We start from the raw sequence: 22,881 nt of genomic DNA, 5'->3' as shown, positions 1-22,881 counted from the left end.
AATATGCAATTAAAGGTCAGCAAACGAAAGCACTTAGAGCCAGTTGAGATTTCTTTAACGGGTGCCAAAAATGCACTTCTACACTTGATGTTTGCAAGTTTGCTGCCCATAGGGACAACACGATTTTTAAATGTGCCCACTTCTCTTAGGGATTATCGTGGGATTTGTGATATATTGCGCTACCTTGGTACAGAGGTGAATGAGCTAGATGAAAAAACGGTTGAATTAACCTCACATATCCAAGCGCAAAGCATCGATTTATCAATAGATTATACTAAAAAAACACGCACGTCTTTAATGCTGTTAGGGGCGCTTAGTAAACAGGTGAAATCACTAAGAATTGGCTATCCTGGGGGCTGCTCTTTTGCTGAGGAGCGTCCTTTTGATATTCATGTTGATGGACTTCGGGCGCTCGGTGCTGCTGTGAAAGTGGATGAATATCATATTGAAGTGACTAAGACACAAGAGAAAAATGCTGAGTTTAGATTAAAGTATCCCTCAGTTGGCGCCAGCATTAACCTGATGCTATATGCCGCGCGTGGGAAATCGATTGTGAAGCTTCATAATATCGCACTTGAGCCTGAAGTGGTTGAGGTGGCAAGCTTTATCAATCAATGCGGTGGTAAGGTTCGTATTGATCATAAAAAAAGAGCAATGCAGATTAATGGCTCAAATATGCTGAAAGGGGTGAGTTTTGCAGTGATGTACGATCGCATTCAAACAATGAGCTATGCGGCACTTGCTTATTTGCACCATTTGGATGTTGTGGTGTTAGGGGTTAGCACCAAAGAGTATATTGATGCCCCGCTCAAAGTATTAACCAAAATTGGCGCAAGATGGCAGTTTAATGCCGCTAAGCAATCGATTCAATTTTTTGGTAGTAAGAGTAAGCTTGTTAAAACGAAAATCACAGCTGAGCCGTACCCAGCATTTCCAACGGATCTTCAGCCTATTTTTGCCGTTATGTTGTCAGCGGCAAATGGAGAGTCCTCTATTTTAGATACCGTCTATCCTGAGCGGGTGAAATATGTGGCAGAGCTACAAAAAATAGGGTTTCCTATCTTATTTGATGGTAAGCAAATTAAAATTACACCGCTTAATCAGTGCAAAAAACCACTGGCAAGTGCGACGATGAAAAGCTTTGATTTGCGTGCAGGCATGGCTGTGATTATGGCGGCCTCTCTTTGTGAAAAAGTGTGTTATATTACACATGCTGAACAGGTATTTCGCGGCTATGAAAGACTGCTTGAAAATATGACGCATTTTATGCATATTGCAGTGGCAACGGAGTACTATGAGAAATGATCAGCTTAAAAAAGTATAATACTTATGCGATCGATGCCAAAGCAGAGCATGTTTATTTCCCAAAGGGTATACAAGAGATTGTTGAGATTTATCAAAACCATCAAAAAGTCGTTGTGCTTGGAAATGGCAGTAACGTGATTTTGGCAAAAGCGCTTTATCATGATTGCGCATTTGTTATTTTTTCGGATAATTTTAATCAAATCACAAAGCAAGAGGATGGCATTTACGCTGAAGCAGGTGCGTTGCTAAGAGAACTTTCACTTTATGCTTATGAGCATAAGCTCTCAGGAATGGAGACTTTCTTTGATGTGCCGGCAAGTGTTGGTGGTGCGATGATCATGAATACAGGGGCATACGGCGATGAAATGTATGATCATTTGTGCTATGTTAATATTCTCAATTTAAAGACCAATAAATGCGAGCGCTTTGAGAAAAAAGACATTGATTATGGTTATCGCTACTCAATGTTTAAAACAATGCCTTGTTTGATTCTGGGTGCCTTTTTTCACTTTCAAGCGGCAAAACAAGACAAGATCAAAGAGAAGATGAACCATATTCTCGCGCAGAGAATGGCAAAACTGCCGAGAAATCCAAGTGCAGGCAGTGTTTTCAAGCGTCCAAAGTATCACATTACAGTGGGTGAAATGGTTGAAAAAATCGGCTTAAAAGGCCACCAAATTGGCGGTGCGCAAATTGCTAACAAACATGGTGGTGTGATTATCAATCTAGGTAATGCGACCGGCGAAGATGTGCTTAAATTAGTTTTATTTATCAAAGAGAAAATCTACCAACACTATCAAGTTGAGCTTGTGTTAGAGCAGATTGTGGTCGATTAATTCAGCTGTTCATTTGGACATTATAATAAGCGAATGGCAATTATTGCCACGAGCACTAAACTTATAGTAAGTGCGTCTCATGAGAGTGAAATATGCAAAGGCAATTGCGCTATTTTTTAATGGTTTTAGTATATGGTATTAGCTTTTTTTTGTGCTTGAATAATGCCTTTGCGATAAATGATAAGAATCTATGGACGCATCAAGGACATTTAACGAGTGATTTACTACAGATAAAGCAAAACTGTCCAAAGACATTACAAGCGCCAATTTATTGCCAAATTTTGTTTTTCCTATCACAAAATATGCTTGAGCAATATCAAAAGAGTGACTATCAGCTAGAGGTGGAGAAAAAAGGAGCAAATAAACTCACGCTGTTAATTTCACTAACCGAGAAAACTCAAAAAACGAGTATGACTTTATCGGTTGATATAATAAATGTTGATGCAGATAAAGTGCTTTCTTTTTTGCAGAGTGCGCCAAAGTTGGCTACATTTGTCTTTCACTCAGCGCTTTGGTTTGAGTCGGCTTATTTTAATAACTTTGAGATAAAGGGAAAGCTAATAATAAATCAAAACCTTATCAATCTTTTAACAAGCATGCTCTTCAGTGATAGTGCTAAAAAGCTTGTTAAGCTGTTTGATATTAATAGCCTGAGAGTTGAGATTGCCTCCAAGGATACTACGCATGAGACAAAGCGGATTTATATGAATGTGGAGGATAAGAGCAAAGCAAAGCTAACGACCACGGTAGATTTTTTTACACCATACCCTTTATATGTACTTCCAATGCTCTCAGCGTTAAACTTAGCCAAGCTTGAAGGGAGGGTGTTTGAAAATAGCCTAGATATGACCCGATTAGATATTATATTTAATAATAATGGGTTGTTAGATAGCGTGCTTGATAGCTACGCGCCACTCGATAAAAAAATGGCGAGACAACTAATCAGTAGCTATGTTGCTAATCGCGCGGCACTAACCTACCAAACGCATGCAAGAGATTTTTTATCCGCACTTGCCGTTTTCCTTAAAAATCCAGATCATTTTAATGTGCGTATTGCACCCAAGTATGCGTTTTATCATACCAATGATTATTGGTATTATCTTCTTAAGTATTTCAATGCATACTATCAGTTAAAGCTGGCTGAGAGTCACCCTCAAAGCGCTTTAGGGGGAGATAATGTCAAAGCGCTCTTAGTCGCAAAAAAGGAATTTGTAAAATATAAATTGAAACTAAAGCATTTGTATTTTACCAACCTTGAGGTTCAATACTATGTTAATGGCACATTAGTTGATTTTATATAGTATGGAAGTTTAATAAAATTTTTTGTGCACTTGAAGCATTTTTTGAAAATTTTTGATTAATTTATATTCTTTTAATGCAGGTTGTTTTTCAATTACCTTGTTTTATTGTGAAGAAAATAAAAGAAATATGGCGGAGAGAGCGTATGAAAAAGTTACTAGCAAGCATAGTAGTATTAATCGGCATTGGCCTTATTGCAGGCTGCGGTGGTGGCGGTAGCAGTGGCAGCAGTAGCAGTGCAACTGGTAGTTGCAGTGTAGGAAGTAACTGTACCCCTTCAAACTTAAGTGCCGTTCCGGCCTCGGAATAATTAACTTATAGGATGAGATAGCTATGAAAATTAAAACAATTGTTAAAACGGTGTTGTATATCAGTGCTGCTATTTCGCTTTCAGCCAATGCTGCGGTGCCAACTTCTGGTGCTTATACGACAGATACGGCAAGAACATTTACCAATAGTCCATTGCAAAAAGGTGTGCAGCAGGTGAATAGTATTATGTGTATGGTGAAGCAGACGGAGCCTGATGCAACAGAAAATGTCGGTCAAGGGGCTTATTTGGCCAATGTTGATATGAATGCCTGTGGTATGGGTGAGGGTGCAGAGTCAACTGGGTCACAAATGATTGCAGTTTTTGTGAATTCCTCTATTTCAAGTGGGATTATGACGGCAGATTTATGGTTTGATGGCGTTACCGTGGGTCCAGATGGTGGAGGCGCTCAGCAGATTATTCAGGGTAAAGGAACCATTACCACACCACCAAGTAGTAGTGTTCCTTATGGTGTGTTTTCAATGGATTATGCCTCTAGGAATGTCACCGCTGATCAGACAGTTTCAAGCACCATCAATATGCAAGGCCATGTGGGGGCAACCAATACCTCTGGTGTCAATGAAATGGTTTATGTCGAAGATCAAGAAGGTGATGGCACAGAAGATATTCAGATGAGAATTAGTAAGGATGCTGATGGTGTTGGGTCTGGTCGAATTACCTTCCCAGCAGGTCACCCAGGAGAGGAGCAGCAAGAAAGCATCTCTTTATTTGCCGCATTTAATACAAATTTCTTGTATGTGAAAGGCGACAACAGAGAGCTTTGCTTTGACAGAACCAGTGTAACAGATATCGTTTACGGTTATGGGCTATATAATGCTGATGGGACACGTGTGTCAGTCAATACAGGATTCCCAATTCGTTATACCAATGATAATAATGAAGTGGTTGATGGTTGGATTGGCTATTATGGTATTTGGCTACCGGGTGTGAGTGTAACAAGTGCTTTAGATGGGGCTACTGTTACTAAAATTAATATGTCAGATGGTACAACAGAAGAAGGTACCCTAAGATACTACGATGGACGTTTAGAGAAAAATACAGTGGATTCAAAAACACTGAGTGAGCTTGAAGGTGTTGATATGATCCTATCGCTTCAAGGTGGCTTTGGTAATAGCCCTGTGCTTCAATGGAATAACGATGATGGTCACTTTGAAAAAGTAGGGGTGCAAAGCTGTAATCAAGGAAGTGGATGTACCATTGATAGAGATGCAAATGCGACTGAGTATGATGTTGAAACCAATGTGTTTAATAATTCTGAGATGCCAAGTGACTTTATGCCGCTTGATATTCCAGGCGTTGGTTTTACTGGATTGAACCTGCGTGATTATGAGGCGCAGTCTAGAACGTTTAATGCGCCAACTAGTAGTAGCGGTATTCGTATCTTTACGAACGAAATTCAAAGTCCATCTTCTAGTGGCTCGACCTTGACGCTATACTGTTTTGATAACTGCCCAGTTCAAGTGGATGGTACAATCAGTAATTATAACACTAATGAAACAGTGAATAGTGTTAAATACACGATTGAGCTTGGTACAAGTGGTACAGATGTTTATATTTTAAAAGGGCCAACCGGTACGGTGGATGGAAATAATAACCTAGCATCAGTTGCTTCAACACCGACTGTTTCAATGACAGCCTCTGGAGACAGTACCATTGATATCTATGAGTTATTTGCAACTTCAGATAGAGAAGGTCGTTTTGATGAAACAGTATTCTATTCATGGAGATCAAGCTCAAATGAGTGGAATAAATTTATTACCTATCAAGATAGCAGTGGAGTCTTATCTAGCTTTGATGCGCCAATTAAACTGGTCTATACTAATCCGGCTGGAGAGAAGAAATTCTTGCAATTTGAAGGCTTTGGTCGATTTAGTGGTATTCCTGAGGTTTGTGTGGATATTGGGACAGGAAATGAAGTAGATTGTTATGCTTCAAATGATGGTGTTCATTCAGAGAACATTATATTCAAACCATTGTATAATGTTGTAAATACAAATGATGTGGATGTGACCTTAACCTCAGTTGATGAGCAGACAAATTACTATTCACGTCAGCTTGTTATTGCGCAAGAGCTTGGAGTTGCCACTGATACGACAAACTGTACAACAGGACTTGCCAGTGAAATGACAACGGCTGAAGGGTTGACTTTGCCAACAATTGCAGCTAATTGGACTGACCCTGCTCTTGGTGCTAAGCCTACTACCTATAGCTCAACAGATGCAGATAATAAAATTATCTCAAGCTAGTTGATTGCCTTTTTAACATATAGACCACCTTCGGGTGGTTTTTTTATTTTCATAAAATTTAGCATAACTTCAATGTAAATTTGATAGTCCCTTGTCTATAGTTAATTTTGTATTTCATAAATAACTGAAGAGAGAATAGTTATGAATTACATTTGTATACAACACTGGAGAAGGGAAATGTTGAAAAAAATGCTTGTATTGGGCTTGTTGGCAGCGCCGGTTATTGTCAGTGCAAAGGCAGGGATGAATATCTATGTGGAGAACCATTGTGCTTACCCTGTTAAATTCACCCAGACAAAGGATCACTATAGTGATCCCACACAAAATGTTGAACTGGCAGCTTATCAAAGTGCATTATTTAACTATATTTCAACAGGCTATCTGACTGATACGCATATTGTTCGTGGAATGGTTGCAACTGCTGATGGCCAGGAACTTGGAAAGCTCTTATTTAGTCTTGATAATGGCTGGACAAGTAATGACTATAAATTAGAAAGTAAAATGGGCAATATTGCCGTTGATAATCTATCAAAGTCTTGGCATAACTGGTATGGAACGCCTAATATTACTGTCAGTACCTGTCAAGATGTATTAGACATTCAAAATGCAAGCTTGTTTGATGATGTTACACGTGTATTAGTGTTTGGTGATAGTCTTTCTGATAAAGGAACCTTATTTGAATACACACAAGGTGTGGTGCCTGATGATAAACATTATTATAACGGCATGTTCAGTAACGGTAATGTTTGGACGTGGCATTTAAAAAATGCACTTCGTTCGTATGGTATTTCATTAAGTAACTATGCTGTAGGGGGCGCAACGGCAGTGCTTAACCCTGATCTTGAACATTTGCCTTACAGCTTAAGCTCAGAGGTCAGCACGTTTAATACCAATGCAGCGCTTAAAAATTGGCAGGATTATAACCATTTTCTGGCATTTATCTGGATTGGCGCTAATGATTATCTGACAGAACCACAATTGATGAATGAGCAAAGCATGATTGATTTGACCAATAAGGTCAAAGCCTCAATTAAGGAGAACATTACTAAATTAATCAAAAAAGGCATTAATAAATTTGTCATTATGAATTTGCCGGATTTATCCAAAACGCCAGAGAGTCAGTATGATAATCAAAATACGGCAACAACCGCAAGGTTAACAGAGCTTCATAACCAAAAACTCAAAGCACTTGTTGATGAGCTACGAGGTGACTATCCAGATAAACGCTTTGAGTTTGTTGATATAGAGAACCTTTTTAATGATTTATTAAGCAATCCACAAAAATACAATGATGAATATCATCTTAATTTGAGTATATTGGACAACTCTTGTTGGCATGGAAGTTATTTTGCAGCAGAGGCGAATATGAGTACCAATCAGTTACTCAATAGCACTTTGCCAAGAACAGGTGATTTGCAAGCTGTATTGAAAGTAAGAAGTGGCGGTCAGATGTGTACTGATTCAGAGCGCTATATTTTCTGGGATCGTGTGCACCCAACCAAACAAATTCATGCTGTGTTGTATGAATATCTTCTTAAAGAATTGGGTGCGAGTTTTATCAGTCAGTAAGACTTTAGAAGCTGCATCACTATTAAGCTATCCAAAAACTAAATTCTGCTTTGATAGAGTAGGGTAATATCAGGTATGATAACCATTAAGTTTACCTCAATTGATATTATCAGATGCAAGTGCACTTTTACATTCTATCTTCCAACTCAAAAGAGACCTTTTGTGAGTTTATAGTCAATCTAACACAAAAAATATGCACAAAATCTCATCGTGTTTTAATCTATGCAAGCGCTGATCTTTTAGATCATTTAGATCAAGCGCTCTGGCAGGATGGCGTTTTTGATTTTTTAGCGCATGCATATATAGAAAAAGCGGAAGAGGGTGAGAGGCTCCCTGTTGTACTGTCTGACAAAAGGGAGGTATTAGTACAGTGGGAGGATGTTGTTATTTATCTCGGTGAGAGCGTTTTGTCTACAGCGCTTAAGTGTCAAAGGTTAATTGAAGTTGGCGATCAGGAGCCTCTCGCGTTAGAGCGTTTACGTGCGCATTATAAAGCATTTCAGCAGCAGGGCTTTCTTGTGAAAACACATAAGTTAGCCTAGTTTATCACTGGCAACATGATAATCTGGATCTTCCATCACATTCACTTCAACTAAATTGCCAGCTTTACCCAAAAGCTCTTTACACTCTTTGGACAGGTGCTTTAAATGCAGATTTTTCCCAAGTTTGTTATACCCCTCAGCGATATATCGAATCGCATCGATTGCAGAGTGATCGCATACACGTGAATACTTAAAGTCGATAATCACTTCTTTGGGATCACTTGCAGGATTAAAAAGGGACTTAAAACGTGTGCTGGAGCTAAAGAATAACGGTCCATGAAGTACATATTCCTTTGAACCATCTGAATTTGTTTTTTGCTCGGTATAGATGTTTTTAGCAGTTTGCCATGCAAAGACAAGTGAAGCCAAAATAATGCCAATAATCACTGCGATCGCTAAATCAGCTAATACGGTTACTACGGTGACAACAATGATAATAAAAGCATCATGAAGTGGTATTTTGCGAATAAATTTAAAGCTCGCCCATTCAAAGGTTTCGATAACGACCATAAACATAACACCGACAAGGGCTGCAAGTGGTATAAGTTTGATAAGTGGCATGGCAATAACGATGAAAAGCAAAAGAAAGATTGCCGCCGTAATACCAGAGAGTCTACCACGTCCGCCAGAGGTGATGTTAATCATACTTTGGCCAATCATGGCGCATCCGCCCATGCTTTTAAAGAAGCCGCAAATAATGTTGCCGGCACCTTGTGCAATACATTCTTTGTTGCCACGCCCACGCGTTTTTGTGCGCTCATCAATAAGCGATAAGGTCATTAATGACTCTGAAAGACCAATAATAGCCAGAATAAAAGCATAAGGCACAATAATGCTAAGAGAGTGTAAGCTAAGCGGAATATGTGGAATGCTAAAGCTATGCTCAATAACCTCTTTGCCACTGCCAATCATATCACCCACATTAAGAATATGCTTTGTGGGTAAAGGGGCAAATAAAACAATTAAGGTGACAACAATAATTGCCGTTAAAGCAGAAGGAATAGCTTTGGTGAATTTAGGTAAGTAATGGGTAATGGCCATCGCGAGAATGACAAGTGCAATCATGACATATAAATCAGTACCTTGTAGCCAGATTTTATGATCAAAGCCTTGAGGGGTGTATTTAAACTGTTGTAATTGCGCAATAAAGATCACAATGGCAAGGCCGTTAACAAACCCAACCATCACTGATTTTGGCATCATGCGAATAAACTTTCCAAGACCAAGTACCCCAACGATAATTTGGATAATTCCTGTCAGAATAATCGTGGCAAATAAATAGCTCATGCCAGTGATTGGATCGTTTGGAAATAACAGCATAATAGAGACAAGGACAACGGCCATTGAGCCTGTCGCCCCTGATATCATACCGGGGCGACCACCAAATACAGCAGTGATAAAACACATAATAAAAGCAGCATAAAGCCCAACTGTTGGATTAACCCCTGCGACAAGCGCAAAGGCAACTGCCTCTGGAATAAGTGCAAGTGCAACCGTTAAACCAGAGAGAAAGTCCGTTAAATATTTGCCATCTTTATTTGGCATTAAAAAACGTTGAATAAGAAGTAATAGCATTAATCAATATACAAATTAGATGAATAGGGCGACAGTGTACTACTTTTTAAGATTTTTGTCAGGCAGAAAAAAGATTGCTATTTACTTCGCTTCGTTTAGATTAAAGTTTCTTGTTAACTAAAAATGCAATAATGGATGTAAAAATGGAAAAAGAAATTGTGACAACAAATGCTGCACCTGCAGCGATAGGTCCTTATGTTCAAGCAGTGAAATTTAATAACCTCTTATATACTTCTGGACAGATATCATTGACACCTGAAGGGGAGCTTATTAGTGGCTCAATTGAAGAGCAAACACACAGGGTTATGCAAAATTTAAAAGCACTTTTACATGACTCAAACAGCTCACTTTCACAAGTGCTTAAAACCACGTGTTTTCTAGCAAACATGGATGATTTTGCGCGCTTTAACAGTGTGTATGAAAGCTACTTTGAAGGGGTGTTTCCTGCGCGTTCTTGTGTTGAGGTATCCCGCTTGCCAAAGGATGTTTTGATTGAAGTCGAAGCTGTAGCTTTTTTCCAAAATTAGTGCGCAAAGTGCGCTTTTCGACATAAATTTTAAACTATGGCATATTTCCTATTGATTTTCTTTTACAAATTTTACTTGAATAATTTCTTTCGTTGGATATAATGAAAATCAGCAAAGGATTGTAGCTTTAATGGATATAAAAGCTAGTAATGGATGATGCCCCCACATGGATGAATATTTTGAGGATAAGGATATCCTGATTAAAGAGAGGTTTGTTCATTTATTGCCCATTTGATATGCTCGCAGACGATAGGATCATCGATGGTAGTGAGTTTATTGTGTAGTTTTTTAACAATTTCAGGATTTTTGGGTGCATTGCCAAGTGCAATAGCAAGGTTACGGAGCCAGCTTAAATAGCCGATTCTGCGAATGGCTGAGCCTTCTGTATTTTTAAGGAATGTTTGCTCATCCCACAAAAAAAGCTCAATGAGGGATTGGTTATCAAGCGCAGCTCTTGCTAAGAAGTCATTTTCAGTTGTCAAAGGCGCTTTGAGATTAACAGGGCAAATCAATTGACAGTCATCACAGCCATAGATTCGATTTCCTATTTGTTTTCGAAATTGAAGGGGAATTTCGCCTTTATTTTCAATGGTTAAATAAGAGATGCAGCGCCTTGCATCAATGATTTTATTGGCAATAATGGCATTGGTTGGGCATATTTTAATGCATGCTTGGCAAGATTTGCACCCATCATTTACTTTGCTTTGACGATATTGGGAAAAATCAATATTGGAATAAATCGTGCCAAGAAAGAAAAAGGAGCCTTCTTTATCAGAGAGTAAGTTACTGTTTTTGCCAATCCAGCCAAGCCCTGCCTTCTCTGCTAGTGGTTTTTCCAACACCGGAGCACTGTCAGTAAAAATGCGTCCATAGTGCTCTGGAAATAAAGTGCTGATAAAGTTATTGAGTCTTTTGAGTTTTTGTTTAATGACTTTATGATAATCTCGTCCAAGCGCATAGTAAGAGATAGCAGCTTGATCATCATCTGACTGTAGCTTATTTTTAAGCTGTTTATATGAATAGCGCTTTGGTAAATAATTCAGCCTCAACACAATCACACTTTGAGTGCCTGCAATAAGCTCAGAGGGAATATAGCGCTTCACACCGTGCTTTTCCATGTATTCAAGATCGCCATGATAGCCATTTTTAAGCCATTTTTGATAATGAGGAATATAGTGGCTTAAATCACAGTCAGTGGCGCTGATCTCAGAGAATGCTAAAGTATCAAGCGCAAAAGAGCGAATTTGTTGCCATTGTGTATGCGTTGGAGTTGTTAGCATGGAAGAGAAAATATAAAATTATTTTTGTGTGTGATTGTGTGAGTCTGCACTGTCATTATTAGCAGGATGGTTCGGGTCATCGCTGATTTCTAAATAGCGATCATCTTCAATCTTTTTATCAACATATAGTGTAAATCGATAGCCAACATACATCGAGACAGCAAGCATCAGGCAAATGGCAATATACCACATTGATTTATTCTCCTTAGTAGAACGTATGTTTGTTTTCATCTAAATCTTGTTTACCAATTGCGCTTTTTCCGCGCCACGCTGCATTAAACGCCCAGAATTTATAAGCGATAATGATGATAAACATAACGATAGTAATATAAAACATGCCCATTAAACTATAAGGTGCAGAAGAGGCATTCCAGATGGTTAAGCTTTGTGTCCCAATGCCGCCGGCAATATGTAAAGATGATGGCACAATAAAAGGGAAAAGTGCAAAGGCGCCAGAGCATAAAAGTGCGCTGATACTAATGGCGCTGCACCAGTAAGCAAATGTGCCTGAAACACGTTGAAAAAGCATCGCAAGGACAATGCCTGCATAGGTTAAAACAGGGGCAATCCACATCCAAGGGTGAAGAGTGTAGTTCTGCATCCAGCCACCCATTTGTATCACCACATCAGTGTGATAGGATAGGGTTTTGGGTGTCGCGCTGATATTCATGCCCGGCAGCCAATAGATAAGTGCAACTAAACCAATTGTGATAAGAATAAGCGCTAAAACTGAGAAGAGATAAGCAAGTTTTGAAAAGCGTCTTTTTAGCTCGCCAGTCAGTCGTCGGTTAAGATGGAAAGAGCCATGCATCAAAGACATAATAATGACAAGAACTGCAACCAAAATACTAAAAGGTGAAATAACACTTAAAAAGGCGCTTTGTTGATATTCAGAGCGCATCATAAAATCATCATGGTAAAAAGGAAGTCCTATAAATAAAGAGCCAAGGACAAGTCCAAAGACAAGCATTGGAAAGAAGCTACTAATAAAAAGTCCCCAATCCCAAAACTTACGCCATTTATCACTGTCTATTTTGCTTCTGTAGTCAAAACCAGGGGGACGTAAAAATAAGGTGAAAAGAACAAGTAACAGTGCAGGATAAAGCCCTGAGAATATCGTGCCATAAACCGCAGGCCAAATGCCAAAAAGTGCACCACCAGCAATAACAAGCCATGTCTGGTTTCCATCCCAAGTAGGTGCAATTGTATTTAATGCAAGGCGTCTTTCATCATCATTTTCATTAAAGTTTTTATGCTTAGATAAAAACGGCATCATAATGGTGACCCCTGAGTCACAGCCTGATGTGGTGGCATATAAGACTAAAACAGCAATAATCAAGACCCACCAGATAACTTGAAGTGTTGTATAATCAAACAGCATTAGTGTTTCTCCTCTAAGTCGTACCTTCCTGTTCCTAGAGAGCCTGGACCTTTTCGTGCAATTTTCACCATGATAATCAATTCAACCACAAAAAGTGCGACATATAGCAAGGCAAAGAAAAATAGACTAATAACAATATTCCAAGACTCCAATGATGACACACCGAGGGAGGTTGGTAATATGCCATGGACAACCCAAGGTTGCCGGCCCATCTCTGCAATAACCCAGCCAGCTTCAGCTGCGATATAAGGCAAAGGAATAGCAAACAGTGCAGCCCACATAAACCACCTGTGTTTTAACAGTGTTCTATGAAGGAGAAATACAGAGCCTAATACCATAATCAAGAAAGTGATAAACCAGCAGAAAATCATGACTCTAAAGCCAAAAAAGGCAGGCCACATTTCAGGAATCGAGTCCTTAGCAGCTGCTTGAACTTCTTTCTCTGTTGGGTTGAAAGGGTCTTTTGCATGTTCCTGTAGAATAAAGCCATAGCCAATATTATCACGGTATTTTTTAGTTGCCTGATTAGTGGGATCGAAAATAGCATAATCTGCCTTGGTTCCATTCCCGCTTCGAATATGGCTTAATGCCTTAAGTGCGATAGCGCCATCACGTATTCTGGTTTCATTCTCTTTCATAATAGGCTTTAAGCCTTCTACAGTTGCACTTAGATTATGCCCTGCAATGAGACTTAACGCCCAAGGAATATTGATTTCTAAATAGTTTTTCTCTTTTTCTTGAGATGGGATGGCGACAACTGTCCAAGCAGCTGGTGGTTTTTGTGTTTCCCATTGCCCTTCAATGGCGGCCATTTTAGCAGGTTGGTATTTATCAACTGCAAGTCCATTCGCATCACCTAAAAAGAAGATGAAAATTGCGCTTGAGACGCCAAAACCAAGGCCAACGGCAAGCGAGCGGATCGCAAAGCCTGTGTTACGTTTGCGAAGAAGATACCATGAGCTAATGCCGACAACAAACATAGCAGAGATAACATAACCGCCAAAGGCAACATGTCCAATTCGAATTTGAGCAAGTTCTTGAAGGTAGATATCAACAAAGCTTGTCAGTTGCATTTGCATCGTATCAGGGTTTAAGAACGAAGCAACTGGGTGTTGCATCCAGCTATTGGCAACAAGGATATTAACAATAGATAAATTGGTTCCAAGTGCAAGGAAAAATGTAATTAAAAGGTGTGTTTTTTTGCTGACTTTATTCCAAGTAAAAAAGAATAAACCAAAGAGTGTTGCCTCCGTCATAAAGGCAGTGAGTCCTTCAATCGCTAGAATCGTGCCGAAACTCTCGCCAATAAAGCGTGAAAAATAGGCCCAATTCAGCCCAAACTCAAATTCCATGGTAATTCCGGTGACCACGCCCATCGCAAAATTGATGGCAAAAAGCTTACCCCAAAACTTGACCATATCTCGATAAACAACCTTGCCTGTTTTGATGTAGGCTGCTTCCATAATAAATAAAATCCATGAAAGCCCAAGGGTTAAGGGGACAAAGATAAAGTGAAAAAGTGCGGTAAAGGCAAACTGTGATCGTGACAAATCGACAAGAAGCTGCGACATATCCATCCAATACTCTCCAAAAACTTATCATTTTGGTGCTGTAAAATTGCTGACAGAGTCTACGCCATTCAAGCTGAATTGAAAACCATATCAAGCAATTTAATTAATTATCCTTCATGTTGTGTCAATCATAGACGGTTTTTAGTAGATTGCCAGCGTATGATCACGTATTTTGCAAGACTATTTATAGAGACAAAAAATCTTTTACAATTGAGTTGGTTTGCTACAATATTGACATACTCTTTGATCTGGATAAGTTTTTATATGAATGTAATGCCCACTGATATTTTTCTTTCAAGTGCGTATATTCCCATTGTTCTTATGGCCGTGTTGCTTATTGGTTTTATTTGTCAGTGGCTTGCTTGGCGGCTAAAACTTCCTGCTATTTTGTTTTTACTGATTGCAGGTGTGTTATTAGGCCCTATATCCTCCATTGTATTTGGCAAAGAATATGCATTTTTAAACCCTTCTGGGCTGTTTCAAGATGCACTATATCCCATTGTTTCCATTTGTGTTTCAATCATTCTTTTTGAAGGCTGTCTTGGGCTTAAGTTCAGAGAGATAAGAGGTCTTGGGAAAACGGTTCGCAATATTGTTTCTATTGGGCTTTTAATTACCGCAGTGCTAACGACCATTGCTGTACATTATATCTTTGGGCTGGCATGGGAAATTGCAGCTTTAATTGGTGCTATATCCTCTGTGAGTGGTCCAACCGTTGTGGTGCCAATTTTAAGAAGTGTGCGCCCAACCACTAAACTTGCCAACATTATTCGCTGGGAGGGGATGCTGGTTGATCCGATAGGTGCAATTTTGGCTGTGATTGTCTATACCGCGATTACCGCGTCACAATATGTCGCCCTATGGAGCATCGTTATTCATGTGTTTTTGGTCGTTATTGTTGGCGGTGGCGGTGGTGTCCTTATGGGATTTTTGCTTGGCTACATTTTAAAAAAGCAGTGGGTGCCAAGTTATCTTAATAACATGTTTGTACTGTCTTTTGTCATTACATCATTTGTGATTGCTGAGCATATCGTTGAAGGCGGTGGGCTATTAATTGTCACAATTATGGGTATTATAGTTGGCAATATGCCTAATGCGCATATTGAGGAAATTCTTGATTTTAAAGAGTCATTGAGTTTGATTTTGATTTCAAGTTTGTTTATTTTGCTCGGTGCGAATGTTAGTTTTGCCTATCTATCAGAAGTATGGTGGAAGGGGATTGTTTTAGTGCTAATTTTGCAATGTATCGTCAGGCCCATTGCAGCGGGTATTTCAACTATTGGTAGTGAGCTTAATTGGCGAGAGCGGATGCTCTTTTGTTGGATTTCACCACGAGGAATTGTTGCCGCTGCCGTTGCTGCGCTTTTCTCTATCAAAGTGATTGAAACGATGGGACTGCCAAGAGAGGGTGAGCTTTTGGTGTTATTGGTCTTTATTATTATTTTAGGGACAGTGATTATCCAAAGTTTAACCGCGCCTTTCTTGGCAAAAGTACTACATGCTTCAGCGCCTGAGCCCAGAGGATTTTTAATTATAGGTGGCAACACTTTGGCACGCAGCATTGCACTAATATTACAAAAAAATGGCTTTAATGTTGTTTTGACGGATACCAGTTGGAGAAGCGTGCAGGCTTGTCGCCTTCAGGGACTGACTTGTTATTATGGCAGCTCAGTTTCAGAGCATGCTGATTGGCATTTAAATTTGGTTGGAATAGGTCGTATGTTAGGGTGCTCTAGTAGTGAGCAAATGAATGTGCTCTCTGCGGTTAAATATTACCGTGAATTTGATGGACGCTCTTCAGTATTTACACTGCCAACCTCACAAAATCGAGCAAACTCTAAGTTGACCTATCTTACTAAAAAATATGCAAAACGTCTTTTCAGTCGAGATTTGTCCTACCATATGCTTCGATCCGCAGTCAAACAAGGTGGTGAAATTAAAAGCACCACATTAACAGATGAATATAGCTGGGAGAAATTTCAATCTTTGAATGAATCGGCAATTGAGCTTTTCTTTATTACCCCTAAAGAACAAATTCACGTTGTTTCACCAGATAGTGATTTTAATCCACAAAGTGGCTGGAAAGTTATCTTTCTTCTTCCCCCGCATGATTGGGTAGCTGAGCGAGATGAGGAATAAGCGGGTAGTATAAAAAAAGTTTGATGCTCTTTTTAGCGATGCGCTGTTTGGCTGCAAGTAGGTATTGATACTCACGTAGCTGACCCTGATAAAGCATATTATGCTCAGCAATAAATTGATCTAATGACTCATCTTTTAAAGGAGTAGAGAATTTATAATCGATAATGCTATATTCACCATCCTTTTCAATGATGCGATCAGCTGTTTTTTTATTGACCTTGCCAAAGCGTTTTTGATACATATTCTGCTCGGCTTTGCCTTTGGCGGTGAAAATCCATGGAAACTCTTTGATGGTATTTGTAATCGCTTGATGGCAAAGTGAGTGTGCTTTATCGTAAAGCACTCTTGGCAGGTGAAATTGATAACACATTTTATTCAAAAAGGTGTTAAGTGCATGCTGGTCATATTTGTTATAGCAGAGATACTCAAAACAAGCATGTAAGATAGAGCCAATCTGCTTGTCAGTATTAAGTAAAACATCATCTGGGTTGGGTTGATTAAGCGGGTTTTCTTTATCTATTTGCGCATCTTCTTCTGGTTCATTTATAGCAAATGGTGAAAGGGAGAATGTTTGCACTTGATCGACAGTTGGCATGATGCAATCAGTTGCTGCTTCCGATGTGTGTTTACATTGATCTTTTTGTTCGTCGTTTATTTTTTCCCAATCTACTGTAGCAGGCTCTAAAAGTGCGTAGAAGCTGCCAGATTTTGCTTTAAGTGTTTTGCCATCTTCTTTGTGATTAAATGTTAGAAAAAGCTTTGATTTTGCTCGCGTTGCGCCCACATACAAAAGCCGCTGAGATTCATAAAGAGCACGTTTTTTTTGTAGTGATTGAATGACTTTATATAAAGAGGAAACCTCGCTTTCTAAAGCATGTCGGATGGGACTGACAAGAAGGTGGTTTTCAGTGGGTGAGAGATGATAGTTGTCATATAAAAACACCTCAGGATCATCGCTACGACTGGCTTTATTTAAATCAGGCATAATAACAAAATCGAACTCTAGCCCTTTGGATTTATGAATGGTCATTACTTTGATGGGGGTCTCTTTGTCAGTAGAGTAAAAGCTTGACTCTAGTGCGCTTAGAAAAAGTGTATGATCCAGAATATCTGTTCGGTCTTGATTTAAATGCTGATCCAATATATCAATGAAGTTGTGATAAGCTTCTTTTTCTGGATGGATTGAACAGCCATCAAGCTTTTGCCAAAAAAATGACAGTTTTTTATCTATGGCGGTACGCTTTGGATGATAAAGAGCGTTATTTAGGTAGTCCAAAAAGTACCTCAGCTTGATTTGATGTGCTTGCGGCTCAATAAGCGAGTCAAGGTAGTCATGAGCTCTTTCAAGAAAAAAATCGCCCGATTGTGTTTGTATGTTATCTATTTCTTCCAGTGTGAAACCAAAGAGCTTTGATTGCAAAAGGCTGAGCCAATGAAAAATATCCTCATAGTTAATAAGAATAAAACTCAAAGCAATCAAATCTTGTATTTGCTCTTGATAATATAATGGTTCAATCTCACTTTCCGTGAGCTCAATCTTCTGTGATTTTAAAATCGGGATCAGTGTTTTAAGGTGTGAGCGAGAGCGAACCAAAATGGCAATACTGCCAGCTGGGTTTGTTTGTTGGAAGTCTTTGATAGCCTTTGCAATGCCATAGGCTTCCGCTTCAGCAGAGTCAAAATAAGCAAGGGAGATACTGTTTTTTTCATGTGCGGAACTCAATGTGTCTGAGGTACTATAGGCAATAGCGCCATATGTTTTAATGTCTTTTGCGGGCAATATCACAGAAAACGTACGGTTAAACCACTCGACCATAATTTGGCTGGAGCGAAAGTTACAACTAAGTGAGATGAAGGTCGGTTTAATCAATCCAATGCCATATTCTTTGACATCTAAAAATAAATTCACTTCTGCTTGTCGGAAACGGTAAATGGATTGCATTGGATCGCCGACAATAAAAAGCGTTTTCCCATCATTTCTCTGCCATTGACAGGTAAGTAGCTCTAATAGTTTAAACTGGATAATGGAGGTGTCTTGAAACTCATCGATAAGAAGATGCTGAATTTGATGATCAAGATATAATGCCAAATCTGTTGGGGATTCACTTTGTCCAAGTGCAGAGAGTGCTTGAAGTGAAACTTCATTAAAATCAATCGTGCTTTTCTCTTTAAAACAAAGTCGCAAAAATTGTGCCAGATATAAAGCAACTTCAGAGATTGCCTGTAGTACCTCCCATTGGTTTTCTGTGAAACTATGGCATTTAAAATTAGAGATTTCTTTTATATATTCCTCAATATACGCTTTTTCTGAATCACTAAAGTTTTTTGTGAAATTTTTCAACCATGTGGCATAGCTTTTTGCCTGTGGATCTGTAGCAGGTAAACCGATTGATTTATTAAATACACTTCTAAATTGTCCTTTGTCGGTAAATAACAGTTTAATCAGCGCCTGCCAACTATCTAAAGTGTCATAATGGCTTGAGAGTTGAAAGGTGGCTTTAGGGTGGCAATAGCGCAAAATTTCACAAAGTATGTGTTCATTCATTTCAACAAGCACAGGATAAAGTGAGGATAGTAGTGAGTTAATAATCGACTGAAAGCCTGCTTCTAGTTTTTCTTTGGCATGCTTGGAGTGTGGTTTTTGTGTTAAATCGAGCTCAAAGAGAATGCCAAGCCATTGCTCACGCTTAGCAAGCATGCTACTAAATAGCGCTTTAAAGCGCTCTAAATTGTTATCAAGGTGCAGTAGAACTGTTTCAAGTGATGCCTTCCATGGGCTTGTGGAATATGTTGAGCTGATAAACTTATCAATAGTATCTTGATATAAACGCTCTGGTTTATCAGTTACCTCAGCATTTAAAGCATCTTCCGCTTCATAGATAAGTCTGTTAGATAAAAGCTGACAAAAAGCATCAATTGTCATAATGCGAAGTCGCCTTGGGTTTTTTAACAAGTTCCAATGATGCTTATCACTATTTTTGAGTGCTTTTTTTGCAAGGGTATAGGTTTTCTGCTTATGTGCTTCTCCTGGTGGCGGATTTGCTACGGATAAAAGTGCCGAGTAAATACGATGGTGCATTTCATTGGCAGCTTTATTGGTAAATGTCAGTGCAATAATTGACTCAGGTGCAGTTGTGCTATGTGATAATAGATTAAGATACCTTTGTGTCAGAATTTCTGTTTTTCCAGATCCAGCAGGTGCTTGGACGATAAATGATTGGCGAATATCAAGCGCCTGTTCACGTTCAGTATAATCATTAGGTAGTACTATATCCATTTTAAACGATCAAAGAATCTGAAGAGTAATGTAAAAGTAAATCAATCGTAAAGTATTTTAGGGCGCTACACAATAACAGAAGGTCAGTTGAGGTATTGATACAATAGGGGGTATTTGTGTAAATTCTATGCGCTTTTGGGCTTGTAATTTAATTTCCTAATGATTATGATGTTGAGCGATCTGTTGCTATACAACTTCCACAAAATGACAACAGGTGTGAAATCGTGGATTTAAATAGGAGTGTAAATTAGATGAGTCTATATGCAGGTATTGAAGCTGGCGGCACAAAGTTTATCTGTGGAGTTGGTGACAGTGAGGGAAACATTATTGATCAAATACAGTTTCCAACGACAACGCCAGATGAGACGATGCCTCAAGTGATTCAATTCTTGCAGCAACACCCTGATATTGTTGCCATTGGTTTTGGCTCGTTTGGTCCAATCTGTCTAGATAAATCAGCTAAAGACTATGGCAAAATAATGAAAACGCCTAAACTTGCATGGCAATATTTTGATGTTGTTCACTATTTACAGCAGTATTTTCCAGATTTACCTGTTGGATTTGATACAGATGTTAATGCTGCCGCGCTTGGTGAGAAAACATGGGGCGCTGCCAAAGGTTTAAGTGATGTTGTCTATATTACAGTTGGCACGGGGATTGGAACAGGTATCATTAGTAATAATAAAATGGTGCATGGCTTAACCCACCCTGAGGCAGGACATATTCGTGTGATGAGAAGTGAGCATGAAATTGACGGATTTACAGGGATTTGTCCATCACATAAAAATTGTTTAGAGGGAATGGCCTCTGGTCCTGCACTTAATTCACGTTGGCAGGTTCCAAGCTGTAGCAGCTTTCCTGAGAATCATATTGCTTGGGAGATTGAGGCAGACTATCTTGCACAGGCTCTGGTAAATTATATTTTAATTGTATCACCACAAAAGATTATTTTTGGTGGTGGCGTGATGAAGCAGTCACAATTATTTCCTAAAATCCACAAACGTGTGCAAGCGCTTTTAAATGGCTATATTTCGCATCCGTTAATTGAAGAGAATATCAATCAGTATATTGTGCCAGCAGCGCTTGGTGGGAATGCTGGGCTTAAAGGCTCAATAGCACTTGCTCTTCACCAAAAAGTACAGGCATGTGTCTAGGTGCTACAATCCGCTTTAAGTGTATAGTTAATAAATGTAATTTGAATAATTAATCAACAGATCTGTATTGAAAAGCGATGCCATGCTCTTGTGTGATTAAATTTTATACATGGAGAATGTATGCGTAATTTTTCTAACATTCTCTGAATAAATTTCCGCTTTTATCCTTATGTATTTCCCTGTGGGCAGACTAGTCTTACAATGACAACAATAAATAGGGGAGTCTAGCCATGACCTATATTAAAGATTTCATTTATCACTCCATGGAATGGCATTATCAAGAACTCAAGTCAAAAAAAATCAAGCCTGAATTTATGCATGATTTTATCAGTGAAGAGGTGGAAAAAGGCTTGATATGTGCGACTTTAGAGTTCACAGGCTTTCATTTGAAAAATACAGCAGAAGTGCTGGGGATGAGTCCTTCAACGTTAAATAAAAAGATTAAAAAATACGATATTTTTATTTTAAATTTCTCGCAGCCAAAATAAAACGATGTGTTTGTAATTCGCTTCATGCTATACTTTTTCTGTTTAAGAGCATAAGGGTTGTCCATGAAGTATATTGGCTACATATTACTTTTGATTATCTTCATTTTAGTATGTATATTGGCGGTGTTGAACACAACACTGATACCGTTTAATTACATCTTTGGCATTGTCACGCTTCCCATTATCGTGTTGGCACTTTTATGCTTTATTATCGGTTTAATTATTGGTGCACTGCTAATGCTTTTTTCGCGTAAAAAGCGCAAAAAGATCAAGGCGCATCAATAAGATTTATAGCATATAGAAACACAGTAAAGTAAAAAATAATATGATTGTCCTTGGTATTGAGACATCCTGTGATGAGACAGGTATTGCCATTTATGATGGCCACAATAATAAACTTTTAGCAAATGCGTTATATAGTCAAATAGCACTGCACGCTGAATATGGCGGAGTAGTGCCGGAGCTTGCCTCAAGAGATCATGTGGCAAAGTTAATTCCGCTTGTCAAAGAGGCGCTTTTTGAGGCAAATCTTTCATTATCAGATATAGAAGCAGTTGCCTATACTGCGATGCCGGGGCTTGTTGGCGCTTTAATGGTGGGCGCGGCTTTTGCTAAGTCTTTAGCATTTATGTTGGAGATTCCAGCGGTGGCAATTCACCATCTTGAGGGACATTTATTGGCGCCACTACTTAGTAATGATAATGCTCCTGAATATCCATATATTGCACTTTTGGTCTCTGGTGGACATACTCAGTTAATTCAAGTGGATGCTTTTGCTGAGTATACCCTTTTGGGTGAATCGATTGATGATGCAGCAGGTGAGGCATTTGATAAAACCGCGAAGATGTTAGGCTTACCCTATCCAGGTGGACCGCATTTGGCAAAATTAGCTGAAACTGGTCGAAAGGGAGTGTTTCACTTTCCAAGACCCATGTGTGATCGACCGGGACTTGATTTTAGCTTTAGCGGTTTAAAGACGGCGGTTTTGAATGCTTGGGAGGATCAACAAGAGAAGAGCTTAGCGGTTAAGGCTGATGTTGCTTTTGCATTTCAAGAAGCTGTGATTGATACGATTGTGATTAAATGCAAACGCGCGTTAAAAGAGACAAATATAAAGCGCCTTGTTGTAGCCGGAGGGGTGAGTGCAAACAAGCATTTAAGGGAAAGTCTTGAAGCTCTAGCACAAAAAAACGGATTTGAAGTCTTTTACCCACCACTTGAATATTGCACAGATAATGGTGCGATGATTGCGATTGCTGGTGCGTATCGTTTGGCTCATGGTGAGCGTGATAAGGGCAATGAAATTCATGTCAAACCAAGAGCACCGTTGTCGCAATCTTGATAAACTGCTTGTTGTAAAATTC

The 22,881-nt window shown here is 39.1% G+C and carries 19 protein-coding genes; 13 read left to right on the top strand and 6 right to left on the bottom strand.

The features are described from left to right. Positions 1-3 precede the first annotated feature (3 nt). The 7 genes from A37Q_RS0106615 to A37Q_RS0106585 all read left to right on the top strand — a co-directional run bounded on the left by A37Q_RS0106615 (position 4) and on the right by A37Q_RS0106585 (position 8,125). Positions 4-1,305, top strand: coding sequence for a UDP-N-acetylglucosamine 1-carboxyvinyltransferase (locus tag A37Q_RS0106615; RefSeq protein ID WP_018299499.1), 1,302 nt, complete (start codon positions 4-6; stop codon positions 1,303-1,305). Beyond that, complete coding sequence (gene murB, locus A37Q_RS0106610; protein WP_018299498.1) at positions 1,302-2,141, top strand: UDP-N-acetylmuramate dehydrogenase; 840 nt, start codon at positions 1,302-1,304, stop codon at positions 2,139-2,141. The genes A37Q_RS0106615 and murB overlap by 4 nt, the downstream gene beginning before the upstream one ends. Before the next feature lie 92 nt (positions 2,142-2,233). Continuing rightward, complete coding sequence (locus A37Q_RS0106605; protein WP_018299497.1) at positions 2,234-3,442, top strand: hypothetical protein; 1,209 nt, start codon at positions 2,234-2,236, stop codon at positions 3,440-3,442. A 143-nt stretch (positions 3,443-3,585) separates the two neighbouring features. Then, positions 3,586-3,750 carry a hypothetical protein gene (locus tag A37Q_RS16225; protein ID WP_018299496.1) on the top strand — a complete coding sequence of 55 codons (165 nt, stop codon included), beginning with the start codon at positions 3,586-3,588 and terminating at the stop codon, positions 3,748-3,750. A 23-nt stretch (positions 3,751-3,773) separates the two neighbouring features. Further along, the gene (locus A37Q_RS0106595) at positions 3,774-6,014 is read left to right on the top strand and encodes a hypothetical protein (RefSeq protein ID WP_018299495.1); all 2,241 of its coding nucleotides are present in this window, start codon (positions 3,774-3,776) and stop codon (positions 6,012-6,014) included. Between the two features lie 177 nt (positions 6,015-6,191). Continuing rightward, positions 6,192-7,583: an SGNH/GDSL hydrolase family protein gene (locus A37Q_RS0106590; RefSeq protein WP_018299494.1), complete on the top strand. Its 1,392-nt coding sequence runs from the start codon at positions 6,192-6,194 to the stop codon at positions 7,581-7,583. A gap of 119 nt (positions 7,584-7,702) precedes the next feature. Then, positions 7,703-8,125, top strand: a complete 423-nt coding sequence (locus tag A37Q_RS0106585; RefSeq protein ID WP_169710246.1) for a DNA polymerase III subunit chi — start codon at positions 7,703-7,705, stop codon at positions 8,123-8,125. Here the strand turns inward: A37Q_RS0106585 and A37Q_RS0106580 are convergent. After that, positions 8,117-9,700 carry a SulP family inorganic anion transporter gene (locus A37Q_RS0106580; protein WP_240402938.1) on the bottom strand — a complete coding sequence of 528 codons (1,584 nt, stop codon included), beginning with the start codon at positions 9,698-9,700 and terminating at the stop codon, positions 8,117-8,119. The two genes, A37Q_RS0106585 and A37Q_RS0106580, sit on opposite strands and share 9 nt — an antisense overlap. Before the next feature lie 143 nt (positions 9,701-9,843). Here A37Q_RS0106580 and A37Q_RS0106575 point away from each other — a divergent pair, with 143 nt between their 5' ends. Continuing rightward, positions 9,844-10,227: a RidA family protein gene (locus A37Q_RS0106575; RefSeq protein WP_018299491.1), complete on the top strand. Its 384-nt coding sequence runs from the start codon at positions 9,844-9,846 to the stop codon at positions 10,225-10,227. A 200-nt stretch (positions 10,228-10,427) separates the two neighbouring features. On the opposite strand, the gene queG is transcribed toward A37Q_RS0106575, so the two are convergent. The 4 genes from queG to A37Q_RS0106555 are packed head-to-tail and all read right to left on the bottom strand — an operon-like array spanning position 10,428 to position 14,465. Next, positions 10,428-11,507, bottom strand: a complete 1,080-nt coding sequence (queG, locus tag A37Q_RS0106570) for a tRNA epoxyqueuosine(34) reductase QueG (RefSeq protein ID WP_018299490.1) — start codon at positions 11,505-11,507, stop codon at positions 10,428-10,430. A gap of 18 nt (positions 11,508-11,525) precedes the next feature. Next, the gene (locus tag A37Q_RS16220) at positions 11,526-11,738 is read right to left on the bottom strand and encodes a hypothetical protein (RefSeq protein ID WP_154648638.1); all 213 of its coding nucleotides are present in this window, start codon (positions 11,736-11,738) and stop codon (positions 11,526-11,528) included. Continuing rightward, positions 11,713-12,888 carry a cytochrome d ubiquinol oxidase subunit II gene (gene cydB, locus A37Q_RS0106560; protein ID WP_018299488.1) on the bottom strand — a complete coding sequence of 392 codons (1,176 nt, stop codon included), beginning with the start codon at positions 12,886-12,888 and terminating at the stop codon, positions 11,713-11,715. The genes A37Q_RS16220 and cydB overlap by 26 nt, the downstream gene beginning before the upstream one ends. After that, positions 12,888-14,465, bottom strand: a complete 1,578-nt coding sequence (locus tag A37Q_RS0106555) for a cytochrome ubiquinol oxidase subunit I (protein WP_018299487.1) — start codon at positions 14,463-14,465, stop codon at positions 12,888-12,890. Before A37Q_RS0106555 ends, cydB begins: the two co-directional genes overlap by 1 nt. 258 nt (positions 14,466-14,723) lie before the next feature. Between A37Q_RS0106555 and A37Q_RS14825 the strand changes: the two genes are divergently transcribed. Next, positions 14,724-16,598, top strand: a complete 1,875-nt coding sequence (locus A37Q_RS14825; protein WP_018299486.1) for a cation:proton antiporter — start codon at positions 14,724-14,726, stop codon at positions 16,596-16,598. Here A37Q_RS14825 and A37Q_RS0106545 read toward each other — a convergent pair. Next, positions 16,546-19,875, bottom strand: coding sequence for a UvrD-helicase domain-containing protein (locus A37Q_RS0106545; protein WP_018299485.1), 3,330 nt, complete (start codon positions 19,873-19,875; stop codon positions 16,546-16,548). The two genes, A37Q_RS14825 and A37Q_RS0106545, sit on opposite strands and share 53 nt — an antisense overlap. Positions 19,876-20,126: 251 nt before the next feature. Here A37Q_RS0106545 and A37Q_RS0106540 point away from each other — a divergent pair, with 251 nt between their 5' ends. The 4 genes from A37Q_RS0106540 to tsaD all read left to right on the top strand — a co-directional run bounded on the left by A37Q_RS0106540 (position 20,127) and on the right by tsaD (position 22,859). Further along, positions 20,127-21,029 carry an ROK family protein gene (locus A37Q_RS0106540; protein WP_018299484.1) on the top strand — a complete coding sequence of 301 codons (903 nt, stop codon included), beginning with the start codon at positions 20,127-20,129 and terminating at the stop codon, positions 21,027-21,029. 230 nt (positions 21,030-21,259) lie between these two features. Beyond that, a complete protein-coding gene (locus A37Q_RS0106535) occupies positions 21,260-21,517 on the top strand; it encodes a helix-turn-helix domain-containing protein (RefSeq protein WP_018299483.1) in 258 nt (85 codons plus the stop codon). A 63-nt stretch (positions 21,518-21,580) separates the two neighbouring features. After that, entirely contained in the window at positions 21,581-21,802 is a 222-nt protein-coding gene (locus tag A37Q_RS0106530; protein ID WP_018299482.1) for a LapA family protein, read from the top strand. Positions 21,803-21,842: 40 nt separating this feature from the next. Next, positions 21,843-22,859 carry a tRNA (adenosine(37)-N6)-threonylcarbamoyltransferase complex transferase subunit TsaD gene (gene tsaD / locus A37Q_RS0106525; RefSeq protein WP_018299481.1) on the top strand — a complete coding sequence of 339 codons (1,017 nt, stop codon included), beginning with the start codon at positions 21,843-21,845 and terminating at the stop codon, positions 22,857-22,859. Positions 22,860-22,881 lie beyond the last annotated feature (22 nt).

The sequence above is a fragment of the Fangia hongkongensis FSC776 = DSM 21703 genome, assembly GCF_000379445.1.
Classification (GTDB): domain Bacteria; phylum Pseudomonadota; class Gammaproteobacteria; order Francisellales; family Francisellaceae; genus Fangia; species Fangia hongkongensis.
The sequence above is the reverse complement of the archived record's forward strand: the minus strand, read 5'-3'. Positions and strand labels throughout refer to the sequence as shown.